Origin of the sequence: Enterobacter sp. UNJFSC 003 (assembly GCF_036903355.1) — a bacterium.
Taxonomy (GTDB): domain Bacteria; phylum Pseudomonadota; class Gammaproteobacteria; order Enterobacterales; family Enterobacteriaceae; genus Enterobacter.
Window position 1 is genome coordinate 56,550 of the sequence record NZ_JBAKHK010000003.1, and the last position, 12,492, is coordinate 69,041.

Sequence of the window (12,492 nt, forward strand, 5' to 3'; positions counted from 1 at the left end):
CGAGTTAATGTGCCCCTTTCGCCTGGGTCACAATCTCGTCCAGATTCTCAGGCATTGGCTCATACGGTGTCTCTTTCGCCGTTGGCTTGTCGATTTTCAGCGCGGCCAGGGCGGTCTTCAGAGAATACATCGCCAGCACCACGACCACCACCATAAAGAAGACAGTCAGCCCGGCATCCAGGCGGTTGTTAAACACCAGCTGTGAGAGCTGTGATTCGGTGTACTGCGGTGGGATCGCGCCACTGTCGATCATCGCCTGGAACTTATTCGCGATGGCCAGGAAGCCCACTTTGTTGTCCGGGCTAAAGGCTTTCTGCCAGCCCGCCGTCAGGGTACAGATCAGCAGCCACGCGGTTGGCAGTAACGCTACCCAGGCGTAACGCTGGCGCTTCATCTTGAAAAGCACCACGGCACAGAGCATCAGCGCCATCCCCGCCAGCATCTGGTTGGCAATACCGAACAGCGGCCACAGGGTGTTAATGCCGCCCAGCGGATCGACCACGCCCTGATGCAGGAAGTACCCCCACGCCAGCACGCACAGGGCCGTCGCCAGCAGGTTAGCGGGAAGCGAATCGGTACGTTTCAGGTTCGGAGAGATCACGCCCAGCAGGTCCTGCAGCATAAAGCGCGCCGCACGCGTGCCCGCATCCACCGCCGTCAGAATAAAGAGCGCTTCGAACAGAATGGCGAAGTGGTACCAGAACGACACATCCATCAGCCCGCCCAGCGCGCCGTGCAGAATGTACGCCATGCCCACCGCCAGCGTCGGGGCACCGCCCGCACGGGAGATGATCGATTGCTCACCGACCTCATTGGCAATATGCGTTAGCGTTTCAGGGGTAATTGCAAAGCCCCAGCCGCTCACCACCTGCGCGGCAGACGCCACCACGTCAACGGTTCCGGCCGGAGCCAGTACCGCCATCGGGCTGTTCATCGCAAAGTACACGCCCGGATCGATAATACAGGCGGAAACCAGCGCCATAATCGCGACGAAGGACTCCATCAGCATCCCACCGTAACCAATCAGGCAGGCCTGGTTTTCATTCGCCAGCATCTTCGGTGTGGTACCGGAGGCAATCAGCGCGTGGAAGCCAGACACCGCGCCGCAGGCGATGGTGATAAACAGGAACGGGAACAGGTTACCGGTCCAGACCGGGCCGGTGCCATCAATGAATTTAGTCAGCGCTGGCATGGTCAGCGTCGGACGCATGATCAAAATGCCGATCGCCAAACCCACGATGGTGCCAATTTTCAGGAAGGTAGAGAGGTAATCACGCGGCGCCAACAGCAGCCATACCGGCAGCACCGCCGCCACAAAGCCGTAGCCCACCAGCATCCAGGTCAGCTGTACGCCGGTAAAATCGAAGAACGGTGCCCAGGTCGGGCTTTCCGCTACCCAGCCGCCGGAGATAATGGCGAACACCAGGAATACCAGACCAATCACCGACACTTCGCCAATGCGCCCGGGGCGCAGATAGCGGATATAAATCCCCATAAACAGCGCCAGCGGAATGGTAAAGGCGACGGTGTAGGTTCCCCACGGGCTGTGGGTCAGGGCTTTCACCACGATCATCGCCAGCACCGCGAGGATGATCACCATGATCATAAAGGTCGCCACCAGCGCAATGACACCGGCGGTCGGCCCCATCTCCTCTTTCACCAGCTCGCCGAGCGAACGCCCGTCGCGACGGGTAGAAACGAACAGCACCATAAAGTCCTGCACCGCGCCTGCCAGCACCACGCCCGCCAGGATCCAGATCATCCCAGGTAGATAGCCCATCTGCGCCGCCAGCACCGGTCCCACCAGCGGCCCTGCGCCAGCGATCGCCGCAAAATGGTGACCGAACAGCACTTTTTTGTCCGTAGGAACGTAGTCCAAACCGTCATTGTGGCGAACGGCCGGCGTCATGCGGGTGGCATCGACGCCCAGCACATTCTTCGCAATAAAGCGGCCATAAAAACGATACGCAATCAGATAAATGCAGACGGAGGCGACGACAATCCAGAGCGCATTGATTTGCTCCCCCCGGTTGAGGGCGATATAGCCCAGGGCAAAGGCTCCCACAACGGAGAGCCCTGCCCATGTAAGGTATTTCCCTGAGTTGTTCATAGATGTTGTCCGTTGTAGTGAAACAGTGAGATGTTACATTTTGTTTCTAGAACAACGGCAAATATTTAACAACTTTGAAACGCAATAATGCGTGGTCAAACCAGAGATTTACACCACATTGTTAAGCCGATCACTTTCGCGCAGTCATGTAGCCGCCGCCTTACGGGATGATTTGTATGATCTTTTTAGGCCCTAGCCTTGCCTTACCGCGCGGCTCACCCCAGCACCATCGTACTCAACCGACAGGTGCAGCAACGCCGTCCCTGCTCGTCAAACACCACAATCTCCCAGCTCTGGCTGGAACGCCCGAGATGCAGCGGCTGACATACCCCGCGCACCTTGCCGAGCGCCACCGCGCGGTGATGCGTTGCGTTAAGCTCCGTTCCCACCACGTTTTGTCCGTCGCGGGTCATCAGGAAGCCGGCCATCGACCCAAGCGTTTCCGCCAGCGCCGCCGATGCCCCGCCGTGCAGCAGGCCAAACGGCTGGTGAGTACGCGCATCCACCGGCATTTCCGCTTCCAGCGTATCGTCGCCGATACGGGTATAGCTGATGCCCAGATGCGCCACCAGGGTGTTCAGGCTGGTGGCGTTAAGTTCTTCAAGCGATAGGTGACGTTTCCAGATCATCTACGCCCCCAGCGTGGAACCACCGTCCACCACGATATCCTGCAGCGTGATGTGGCTGGCGGCATCGGAGGCGAGGAACAGCACCGTACTGGCAATCTCCTGCGGACGGGCAATTTTGCCCAGCGGAATACCCAGCTTAAACTGCTCGCCAACGCCGCGAACGCGCCGCTGCTCGGCATCATCGCTCGTCCACAGGGTGCGCTGCATATCGGTATCGGTTGACCCTGGCGACACCAGGTTACAGCGCACGCCGCTGCTCGCCAGCTCAAGCCCGACGGTCAGCGCCAGGCTTTTCAGCGCGGCCTTCGAGGCGCCATAGGCGCTCATGCCAATGCGCGGGGTATGCGCGGCGTCAGACGCCACGGTGACAATCGCCCCGCCCTGCTGACGACGGAACTGGCCCATCGTCTGCTGGAACAGATTAAACGCCCCGCCAACGTTGACCGCAAACGTCTGCTGCCAGTCCTCCTGCGACATTTCATCCGTTGCGCCCATACGCAGAATGCCGGCAGCATTGACCAGCACGTCCAGGCGATCAAGAGTAGTGAGCACGCGGCCGCAAACGTTGCTGACCTGAGCAGGATCCGCAACGTTCATCGTTTCGGTGGCGAAGGGATAATCGCCGAGCGGAAACGCCAGATCGAACCCGGTCACCTGCGCCCCCGCGTCAACGAACGCCAGCGCCGTCGCGTAGCCGATGCCCTTTCCCGCGCCCGTCACCCAGACGTTTTTACCGGTAAAATCGAACCCCGCCATTACTTCACCTCGCGGGAAAGCAGCGCCCACCAGGCGTCGAGCGTCGGATTTTTCGCCAGCATCACGAAGTCGATATCGCCATGCACTTTGCGCCAGCGGGCGGCCAGCGCCATCATGCGCACCGAGTCCAGACCGTAGTCGATCAGGTTTTCGTCATCCATCGGCTCATCGGACTCGTCCAGCAGGGGCAGGATCATCTCACGCAGCGCGGCCTTTGAGGCCGGGACGGACGGCAGCAGTTCGTCGGTCATCACCACGCGGCCAGAACGCCCGGCCACGTAGTTGAGGGACATCAGATGCTCGTCGCGGGTAAAATCCGCCAGCGCGTCGGCAATAAAGAACGGTTTAATATCGCGCATAAAGGCGTCGGTGGCGGTGGTCATGCAGCCGATGTGGGCGTAAACGCCGGTAATCAACAGCTGGTTGCGTCCGGTCTCTTTCAACATGTGTTCCAGCGGCGAGCGATGAAACGCGCTGTAGCGCCACTTCACCAGCACGGTATCGGCTTCGTCGGGCGTCAGTTCAGACACGATACGCTGCTGCTCCGGCGAGCGGGTCAGGCCCGGCCCCCACATGTCGTTCAGCAGGGCGCGGTCTTCGTCGCTCTGCGCTTTCGGCTGAGCGGTGTAGTAAACCGGAATATGGTGTTCTTTGCAGTATGCACGCAGCCTCGCGATGTTCGCGACCACCTGCTGCATCATCGCGCTGTTTTCGCCCCAGAAGTTCAGGAAATACTCCTGCATATCATGGATGAGCAGCGCGGCACGCTCAGGCTCAAACGCCCAGTTCACTTTGTTATTCGGCAGGTCCGCGGCGGTTGGCAGCGCGTATGCGGTTAATTTTGGAATGGTCATACTCTGTTCCTCAGCCCTGGGCGCGTTCAGCAAGCCACAGGCGCAACTGTTTCTTATCGACTTTGCCGACGGGCGTTAACGGGAGCGCCTCCACGCTCTCCACGCGGTCCGGCAGCTTGAATTCGGCAACGCCCTGCTCGCGCAGGAAGCGACGCACCTCGACCGCGCGCAGGGGCTGTTTTACAACCAGATACGCGCAGCTCTTCTCGCCCAGCAGGCTGTCTTCCATGCTGACCAGCGCGGCGTGGATCACCGACTCATGGCGCAGCAGCAGGTTTTCGATCTCCTCGGCTGCGATCTTCTCGCCGCCGCGGTTAATCTGATCTTTCTCGCGTCCCTGCACGGTGATATAGCCCTGCTCGTCAATGGCGATCAGATCGCCGGAGCAGTAAAAGCCGTCAGCATCAAAGGCGCTGGCGTTATGTTCCGGGCTGTTAAAATAGCCGCGGAAGGTGTACGGCCCGCGCGTCATCAGGCGCCCGACTTCACCGCGCGGCAGCGGACGACCGTTTTCATCCGCCACCCACACTTCATCATCCGGACACATCGGGCGACCTTGGGTATTGATGATGCGCTCCGGCGTATCGTCGAGCGCGGTGTAGTTCACCAGCCCTTCCGCCATGCCAAACACCTGCTGCAGCTGGCAGCCAATGTCGGCCGGAATGCGCGCGGCAAGCGTGGCGGACAGGCGCGCGCCGCCCACCTGCAGCAGCGTCAGGGAGCGAAGCTGCTTATTACCCGCACCTTCAGATATTGCCTGCAGCCACAGGCTGACGGCTGGAGGCACCAGCGAGGTCACGTTAATCTGGTGTTTTTCAATCAGCGGGAAGCAAATCGTGGCGCTTGGGTCGCTGGCTAGCACCACGCAGCCGCCCGCAGTAAAAATGCCCAGCGATCCCGGCGAACTCATGGCGTAGTTATGCGCCGCGGGCAGCGCGTTCAGGTAACGGGTGTTCGCGGTAATGCCGCAAATTTCGTTGCTGCGGCGAATGCTGTAGTCGTAATCGTTGTGCGTACGCGGGATCAGCTTCGGCGTGCCGGTGCTGCCGCCGGAGAGCTGGAAAAATGCCACTTCGTCAGCGGGAGTGGGATTCGGAATAAAATTATCCGCCGGGCGGTCAATCGCCGTTTCCAGAGCATGTCCGCCCGTATCGCCCCGCAGCAGCACAGCGCGCACCGAGCGGTGTTCATCGACAAACGTATTCAGGAACGCATCGCCCGCAAACAGCGGATGCTCGCGATCGGCGATCAGCAGCACGGGGGTGATCTGTGCGGCATACGCGTTCAGCTCGCTGCGCTGATGGCTGAAGAGCGCATTGACCGGCGCCACGCCAACCTGCAGCAGCGCAAAGAAGGTGATGTAAAACTCTGCTACGTTGCCAAGCTGAACCAGCGCCGTTTCACCGCGATGCATACCCAGCGCCTGCAGTGTGGAAGCCAGGTTGTTCACCGCCTGATTGAACTGGCGGTACGTCACGCGGCGGTCGCCGTCAATAATGGCCGTCGCATCGTTATCCGCACGATCCGTCAGGATGTGGGTCAGGGGCAGATCTTGCCAGTAGCCTTTTTCACGGTAGCGCCGGGCAAAATCCTCAGGCCAGCGGGTAAAGGGAATGGTCATGAGTCTTCCTTAGTGCAAACCAAAAACGTTGAGCATGGTAGAGAGTTTCACGCCGGTCTCACGCCACTCACCTACCGGGGAGGAGGCAGGCACGATGCCCGCGCCGGCAAACAGGCGAACGGACTTCTCATGCAGGCGCGCGCAGCGGATCGTCACTACCCACTCGCCGTTACCTTCGCTGTCACACCAGCCGACGATGCCGCCGAACAGCTCGCGGTCGAACGGCTCCAGCTCGGCAATCAGCTGTTTTGCCGCCTGATGCGGGAAACCGCTCAGCGCAGGCGTCGGATGCAGCAGACAGGCCAGAGTTAACGCGTTCTCGTTCGCACGCGCCTCACCTTCCACCGGCGTCGCCAGATGCCACAGCGTTGGGGTGGTGATCAGCTGCGGGGAAGACGGCATGCTGAGATGATGGCTACGCGGCGCCAGAATGGCCTTCATCGCCTGGGTAACCAGGTCGTGTTCGTGGCGGTCTTTTTCCGACGCCAGCAGCTTATTGCCCGCCTCGCGATCCAGCACATCGTCCGGCTGACGACGCGCGGAGCCTGCCAGCGGCAGCGAGCTGAAGTGCGCGCCCTCTTTGCGCAGCAGCAGTTCCGGGCTTGCGCCAAGCAGTACGCCGCCGTCTTCCAGCGGCACGTGGAAGTTAAAGCTTGCCGGGTTCTGTGCAATCAGACGCTCCAGCATGGCCCCGCTATCAACGGTTTTATCGGTAGCGATATCAATCAGGCGCGACAGTACGACCTTGTTCACCTGCGGCGTGGCGGTAAGCTTCGCCGCGCGGGCGACGATCTCTTCAAAGACGGGCTGCTGCGGTATCTCGGTGCGTTTTTCAACGTTCAGCGCCTGCAGGCCGGAGACATAACGAGCCGACTTCTGGCGCGCGGGGCGGGAAAAGGTCTGCCAGCGTTGCGGAATAAACAGGGACGACGGCTTGCGGGTATCGAATGGGATTGCGCCCACCATCACCGGGTGAGCAATTCCGCTGGCTTTCGCGTTCTGAAAGGCCAGGGCTAATTTTTGCTGGAAATGACCCGACGGATCGTCGCCGCCAACGGCGGATTCAGAGAAGCGGGCAAAGCAGCCTGACGTGGTAAAACTGCGGTAAGGCGACATAAAGAAAAAGCTGTCTGATTGCAGCGTGGTAGCGGTGTGCTGAACTTCCTCAGCCAGGGACGTATCCATTTCATCCTCCTCAAAATGATAAAAGAAGCAATAATGATTATCATTTATATTTTCGTCGGCTAACCTAATCCTACAACGCGCCGGTGTCAACCGCAGAGCAAACAACTTATGTGACTAACGCTTGCATCTCGCCCCACAATCATGAAAATGAGAAGCATTAACTTTAACAAAAACAGGATGCTGCTTTGTGAAACTCCCTGCTACTTGCCGTAATGCTCTTCTTTTAACAGGACTTTTTGTTTTAGGACTTACCTCAGCCATCGCCGCCGACTGGCCGCGTGAGGTGACCGACAGCCGTGGCGTGCAGACTCTGGAGAGCAAACCCGCGCGTATTGTCTCCACCAGCGTGACCTTGACCGGCTCCCTGCTGGCGATTGACGCGCCGGTCGTCGCCAGCGGTGCCACCACGCCAAACAACCGCGTGGCCGACGCGCAGGGGTTTTTACGTCAGTGGGGAGAGATTGCAAAACAGCGCAAGCTGGCACGCCTGTACATAGGTGAACCGAGCGCCGAAGCGGTTGCCGCTCAGATGCCCGATCTCATTTTGATTAGCGCCACCGGCGGCGATTCTGCCCTGGCGCTGTACGATCAGCTCTCAGCCATCGCGCCGACGCTTATCATCAATTACGACGACAAAAGCTGGCAGGCGCTGCTGACGCAGCTGGGGACAATTACCGGGCAGGAAAAACAGGCCGCTGAACGTATCGCGGAATTTGATCAACGGCTCGCGCAGGTGAAACAGCAAATGACGCTGCCGCCGCAGCCGGTAAATGCCATCGTCTACACCGCCGCTGCGCATTCAGCCAACCTGTGGACCAAGGAATCTGCCCAGGGCAAGCTGCTGCATCAGCTGGGCTTTACGCTGGCAGAGCTGCCGCCCGGGTTACATACCTCGAAAAGCCAGGGAAAACGCCACGACATTATTCAGTTAGGCGGTGAAAACCTGGCGACAGGCCTGAACGGAGAAGGTTTATTCCTGTTTGCCGGAGACCAGAAGGATGTCGACGCGATTTACGCCAACCCGCTGCTGGCGCATTTGCCGTCGGTGCAGAACAAACGCGTCTGGGCGCTGGGAACAGAGACCTTCCGCCTGGATTATTACAGCGCGATGCGGGTGTTAGACAGATTGAATACGTTGTTTAAGTAGGCATTTCTCGCCCTCTCCCGCAAGGGAGAGGGCGTCACGCCGCACCGTCGTTCAACGTAATCTCTTGCCTGAAGCGTCGCAACTCCGCCAGCACCAACACTAAAATCCCGCCAACCGCGGCCAACGCAAACCCGCTGCTGCTCGCCGAGACCACCGGGGTCACGATCGCTCCCAGTCCGCCGAGGATCGCCGCCCCTATCGCATCGCCCGTCACGTTTTGCGCGGTCCATAAGCCATTAATGCGTCCCAGCATGCCTTCCGGCGTTTGAGTCTGAATCAGGGTGTACTGCAGCAAAGAACTGATGGCACTCAGCCAGCCGAATATCACCAGACAAATGACGCCCAGCGCCCATACCGGCATCAGGCTAAAAGACCCAATGGCAATAAACGAGGCCAGCGTCGCCAGCAGCATAATCAGACCCGGACGCGCGCTCTGCGCCAGGTTGCCGCTGGTCAGCGCGCCACAGGCCGCGCCAAGCGGAATGGCGGCATAAAGCACGCCAATCTCCGAGGCGCTCATCTGCCATTCGCCCGCCAGCGCGGGATAGAGCACGCGCACCGCGCTCGCCATGGTCAGCAGACCGCCGAGCAGCGCAATGCCGCCAATCAGCGAGTTGCTGAACAAAAAGCGGATCGCCGCCATAAGGGACTTCAAAGGGTGTTCACGCGGCTGCGGCGGGGGCGGCAGCTGCGGCAGGCGCAGCAGCGTCAGGGTAGTGATAAAGGTCCCCGCCGCCGCGAGGCCGTAGTTCCACGCCACGTTGCCGGTCGCCAGCAGCAGGCCGCCGACCATCGGCGAAATCACCGATCCCAGACGCACGGTAAGCATGGTAATGGCTCCCGCCTGCATCAAATTTTCTCGGCCGACCAGCGCAGGCGTGGCCGCCAGCAGCGCGGTGACGCCGAGCGAGGCAAAGAAACCATCCCACAATCCCAGCGCGTAAATGGCAATCAGCGACGGTTCTGGCAGCATCGCGTTCAGGCACAAACCAATAAACCCGACGCCGCACGTCCCGCGTGCCAGCAGGATCAGCTTTTTACGCTCGTACCGATCCGCCAGCACGCCCCCCACCATCAGGCCAATAAACATCGCGCCACCGGTTAAGGTGACGGAAAGCCCCACTAGCCAGCTGGAGTGGGTCATGGTCTGGATTTGCACCGGCACGGCAACGCCGAGCAGGCCGAGGGATAAAATGGAGATAAAACGGGCGATAAAGACGGCGCGAAACGCCGGGTGCGTGTTGAGCAGGCTGAGGTTGAGCAGCCAGGATTTTTGATTCATGACAAAGCCTTGAGGTGTCGATCTACCATTTCCATGGCGGCACATGCTAACATAGCCAAATAAGATAGATAACGATAATTACTATCATTATCAATTCATGGATGTTGCTATGTCGTTTTCCTCTTCTGCGGTGCGCGCCGTTGCCGTGCCCGTTTTATTGCTACTGTTGATCCTTGCGATTGCACTCAGCCTGCTGGTTGGCGCGAAGCCGCTGCCCGCGTCCGTTATTGTCGATGCGCTCTCCGGTACCTGTCAGAACGCCGACTGCATCATCGTGCTTGACGCGCGTCTGCCCCGCACCCTTGCCGGCCTGCTGGCGGGCGGCGCGCTGGGCCTTGCCGGTGCGCTGATGCAAACCCTGACCCGTAACCCGCTCGCCGACCCCGGCATTCTCGGCGTGAATTCAGGGGCGAGTTTTGCCATTGTGCTCGGCGCCGCGCTGTTCGGCTTCACCTCACCGTCTGAACAGCTGGCGATGGCCTTTTGCGGCGCGCTGGCTGCCTCGCTGGTGGTGGCGTTTACCGGCAGTCAGGGCGGCGGACAGCTCAGCCCGGTACGCTTAACGCTGGCGGGCGTGGCGCTCGCGGCGGTGCTGGAAGGGTTATCCAACGGCATTGCCCTGCTCAATCCCGATGTCTACGATCGACTACGCTTCTGGCAAGCGGGCTCGCTGGATATCCGTACCCTCGAAACCCTGAAAGTGGTGGCGATCCCGGTGATTATCGCCGCTGCCGTAGCGCTGTTTTTAAGCCGGGCGCTGAACAGCCTGAGCCTCGGCAGCGACACCGCAACGGCGCTTGGCAACCGCGTGGCGCGCACCCAGCTGATGGGGCTTGTGGCGATCACCGTGCTGTGCGGTAGCGCGACGGCGGTGGTTGGCCCGATTGCCTTTATCGGGCTGATGATGCCGCATATGTCACGCTGGCTGGTGGGGGCGGATCATCGCTGGTCTCTGCCGGCGACGCTGCTGGCAACCCCTGCCCTGCTGCTGTTTGCCGATATTCTTGGTCGTCTTTTAGTCCCCGGCGAACTGCGCGTCTCGGTGGTTAGCGCCTTTATCGGCGCGCCGATGCTCATCTTCCTGGTACGCCGTAAACGCGGAGGTGGCGCATGATGGCCCCGTCCCGCCGGTTAGTGGCCAGCATATCCCTGCTGGCGATCGCCATCGTGCTGATGGCGGTCTGGAGCCTGCGCAGCGGCGCGGTCACGCTCGACTTGACCCAGGTCTTTCACGCGCTCGTCGGCAGCGCGCCGCGCAACATCACCCTCGTGGTAACCGAATGGCGACTGCCGCGCGTGGCGATGGCGATACTGGTAGGCGCGGCGCTTGGCGTCAGCGGCGCGATTTTCCAGTCGCTGATGCGCAACCCGCTGGGCAGCCCGGACGTCATGGGGCTTAACACCGGCGCCTGGAGCGGCGTGCTGGTGGCGATGGTGCTGTTTGGTCAGCACCTGACGGCCATTACCTTTACGGCGATGGCGGGCGGCATTCTGACATCGCTGGTTATCTGGCTGCTTGCCTGGCGCAACGGCATCGATACCTTCCGCTTAATCATCATTGGGATCGGCGTTCGCGCCATGCTGATGGCGTTTAACACCTGGCTTCTGCTGCAGGCCTCGCTGGACACAGCCCTCTCCGCCGGACTGTGGTACGCCGGTTCACTTAACGGCCTGACGTGGGGCAAAACCTGGCCGGCCGCGCCGCTGATCCTGCTGATGTTTATCGGCGCGCTGCTGCTGGTGCGGCGCATGCGCCTGCTGGAGATGGGTGACGACAGCGCCTGCGCGCTGGGCGTGGGCGTGGAGCGCTCGCGCCTGATGCTCATGCTGGTGGCCGTATTACTCACCGCCGCCGCTACCGCTATCGCCGGGCCGATCTCGTTTATTGCCCTTGTCGCACCGCATATTGCCCGCCGCCTCAGCGGTACGGCGCGCTGGGGCTTGACCCAGGCCGCGCTGTGCGGCGCGCTGCTGTTGCTGGCTGCCGATCTCTGCGCCCAGCGGCTGTTTATGCCTTATCAACTTCCGGTGGGCGTCGTGACCGTCAGCCTTGGCGGAATTTACCTCATCGTCTTGCTCGTTCAGGAGTCACGCAAGAAATGACAGACTTAGCCTCCCGCTTGCGCGGCGAAAATTTAACCCTCGGCTACGGCAAAAAAATCATCGCCAGGGATTTGACCGTTGCGATCCCGGACGGCCACTTTACGGCGATTATTGGCCCGAACGGCTGCGGCAAATCGACCCTGTTGCGCACCCTCAGCCGCCTGATGACGCCGGTTGAGGGCAGCGTATTCCTCGACGGCGAGCAGATCCAGCGCTTCGCCAGTAAAGAGGTGGCCAGGCGCATCGGGCTTCTGGCGCAAAACGCCACCACGCCAGGGGATATCACGGTGCAGGAGCTGGTCTCCCGCGGTCGCTATCCGCACCAGCCGCTGTTTACCCGCTGGCGCAAAGAGGATGACGAAGCGGTAAACCGGGCGATGCAGGCGACGGGCATGAGTGAACTCGCCCAGCAAAGCGTGGATACGCTCTCCGGCGGACAGCGACAGCGGGCGTGGATCGCCATGGTGCTGGCGCAGGAAACCGCCATCATGCTGCTGGACGAGCCGACGACCTGGCTGGATATCAGCCATCAGATTGACCTGCTGGAACTGCTGAGCGAGCTAAACCGCGCGCAGGGTTACACCCTGGCGGCCGTGCTGCACGATTTGAATCAGGCCTGCCGCTACGCCACGCATTTGATTGCGCTACGCGACGGGGAGATCGTGGCCCAGGGCGCGCCAAAAGAGATTGTGACCCCGGACCTGATCGAGCGGATCTACGGCATGCGCTGCATGATTATTGACGATCCGGTGGCGGGGACACCGCTGGTTGTGCCGCTGGGCAAACGCGCGGTCTGATCCCCTCC

General features: G+C 60.7%; 11 protein-coding genes. 4 read left to right on the plus strand and 7 right to left on the minus strand.

The genetic code is table 11. The annotated features are described in order from the left end of the window. Positions 1-4: 4 nt before the first annotated feature. From cstA to entC, 6 genes are all read right to left on the minus strand, one after another. Complete coding sequence (gene cstA / locus V5P19_RS10430) at positions 5-2,110, minus strand: pyruvate/proton symporter CstA (protein ID WP_334402891.1); 2,106 nt, start codon at positions 2,108-2,110, stop codon at positions 5-7. A 215-nt stretch (positions 2,111-2,325) separates the two neighbouring features. Further along, the gene (gene entH / locus V5P19_RS10435) at positions 2,326-2,739 is read right to left on the minus strand and encodes a proofreading thioesterase EntH (protein ID WP_334402893.1); all 414 of its coding nucleotides are present in this window, start codon (positions 2,737-2,739) and stop codon (positions 2,326-2,328) included. Then, positions 2,740-3,495, minus strand: a complete 756-nt coding sequence (entA, locus tag V5P19_RS10440; protein WP_334402895.1) for a 2,3-dihydro-2,3-dihydroxybenzoate dehydrogenase EntA — start codon at positions 3,493-3,495, stop codon at positions 2,740-2,742. Further along, entirely contained in the window at positions 3,495-4,349 is an 855-nt protein-coding gene (locus V5P19_RS10445; RefSeq protein ID WP_334402896.1) for an isochorismatase, read from the minus strand. The genes entA and V5P19_RS10445 overlap by 1 nt, the downstream gene beginning before the upstream one ends. Before the next feature lie 10 nt (positions 4,350-4,359). Next, complete coding sequence (gene entE, locus V5P19_RS10450) at positions 4,360-5,970, minus strand: (2,3-dihydroxybenzoyl)adenylate synthase EntE (protein WP_334402898.1); 1,611 nt, start codon at positions 5,968-5,970, stop codon at positions 4,360-4,362. Positions 5,971-5,979: 9 nt separating this feature from the next. Then, on the minus strand, positions 5,980-7,155 hold the full coding sequence (entC, locus tag V5P19_RS10455; protein ID WP_334402899.1) for an isochorismate synthase EntC: 1,176 nt from the start codon (positions 7,153-7,155) through the stop codon (positions 5,980-5,982). Positions 7,156-7,342: 187 nt separating this feature from the next. On the opposite strand from entC, the gene fepB reads away from it, so the two are divergent. Then, a complete protein-coding gene (gene fepB / locus V5P19_RS10460; RefSeq protein WP_334402901.1) occupies positions 7,343-8,302 on the plus strand; it encodes a Fe2+-enterobactin ABC transporter substrate-binding protein in 960 nt (319 codons plus the stop codon). Positions 8,303-8,336: 34 nt separating this feature from the next. Here the strand turns inward: fepB and entS are convergent, their stop codons facing one another. Continuing rightward, positions 8,337-9,584 (minus strand): enterobactin transporter EntS, encoded by a 1,248-nt coding sequence (entS, locus tag V5P19_RS10465; protein WP_334402903.1) that lies wholly within the window; start codon positions 9,582-9,584, stop codon positions 8,337-8,339. A 109-nt stretch (positions 9,585-9,693) separates the two neighbouring features. Between entS and fepD the strand changes: the two genes are divergently transcribed. Genes fepD through fepC form a run of 3 tightly spaced genes read left to right on the plus strand, consistent with a single transcriptional unit; the run spans position 9,694 to position 12,484 of the window. Next, positions 9,694-10,698, plus strand: a complete 1,005-nt coding sequence (fepD, locus tag V5P19_RS10470; protein ID WP_334402905.1) for a Fe(3+)-siderophore ABC transporter permease — start codon at positions 9,694-9,696, stop codon at positions 10,696-10,698. After that, a complete protein-coding gene (fepG, locus tag V5P19_RS10475; RefSeq protein ID WP_334403494.1) occupies positions 10,698-11,687 on the plus strand; it encodes an iron-enterobactin ABC transporter permease in 990 nt (329 codons plus the stop codon). Before fepD ends, fepG begins: the two co-directional genes overlap by 1 nt. Continuing rightward, positions 11,684-12,484, plus strand: coding sequence for an iron-enterobactin ABC transporter ATP-binding protein (fepC, locus tag V5P19_RS10480; RefSeq protein ID WP_334402908.1), 801 nt, complete (start codon positions 11,684-11,686; stop codon positions 12,482-12,484). The genes fepG and fepC overlap by 4 nt, the downstream gene beginning before the upstream one ends. The last annotated feature ends 8 nt before the right edge of the window (positions 12,485-12,492 follow it).

Bases quoted from the DNA above. Each gene is read 5' to 3' on its own strand.
- fepC (WP_334402908.1), top strand. From the start codon at position 11,684: ATGACAGACTTAGCCTCCCGCTTGCGCGGCGAAAATTTAACCCTCGGC.
- cstA (WP_334402891.1), bottom strand. From the start codon at position 2,110: ATGAACAACTCAGGGAAATACCTTACATGGGCAGGGCTCTCCGTTGTG.
- entC (WP_334402899.1), bottom strand. From the start codon at position 7,155: ATGGATACGTCCCTGGCTGAGGAAGTTCAGCACACCGCTACCACGCTG.
- fepG (WP_334403494.1), top strand. From the start codon at position 10,698: ATGGCCCCGTCCCGCCGGTTAGTGGCCAGCATATCCCTGCTGGCGATC.
- entH (WP_334402893.1), bottom strand. From the start codon at position 2,739: ATGATCTGGAAACGTCACCTATCGCTTGAAGAACTTAACGCCACCAGC.
- entE (WP_334402898.1), bottom strand. From the start codon at position 5,970: ATGACCATTCCCTTTACCCGCTGGCCTGAGGATTTTGCCCGGCGCTAC.
- fepD (WP_334402905.1), top strand. From the start codon at position 9,694: ATGTCGTTTTCCTCTTCTGCGGTGCGCGCCGTTGCCGTGCCCGTTTTA.
- entA (WP_334402895.1), bottom strand. From the start codon at position 3,495: ATGGCGGGGTTCGATTTTACCGGTAAAAACGTCTGGGTGACGGGCGCG.
- V5P19_RS10445 (WP_334402896.1), bottom strand. From the start codon at position 4,349: ATGACCATTCCAAAATTAACCGCATACGCGCTGCCAACCGCCGCGGAC.
- entS (WP_334402903.1), bottom strand. From the start codon at position 9,584: ATGAATCAAAAATCCTGGCTGCTCAACCTCAGCCTGCTCAACACGCAC.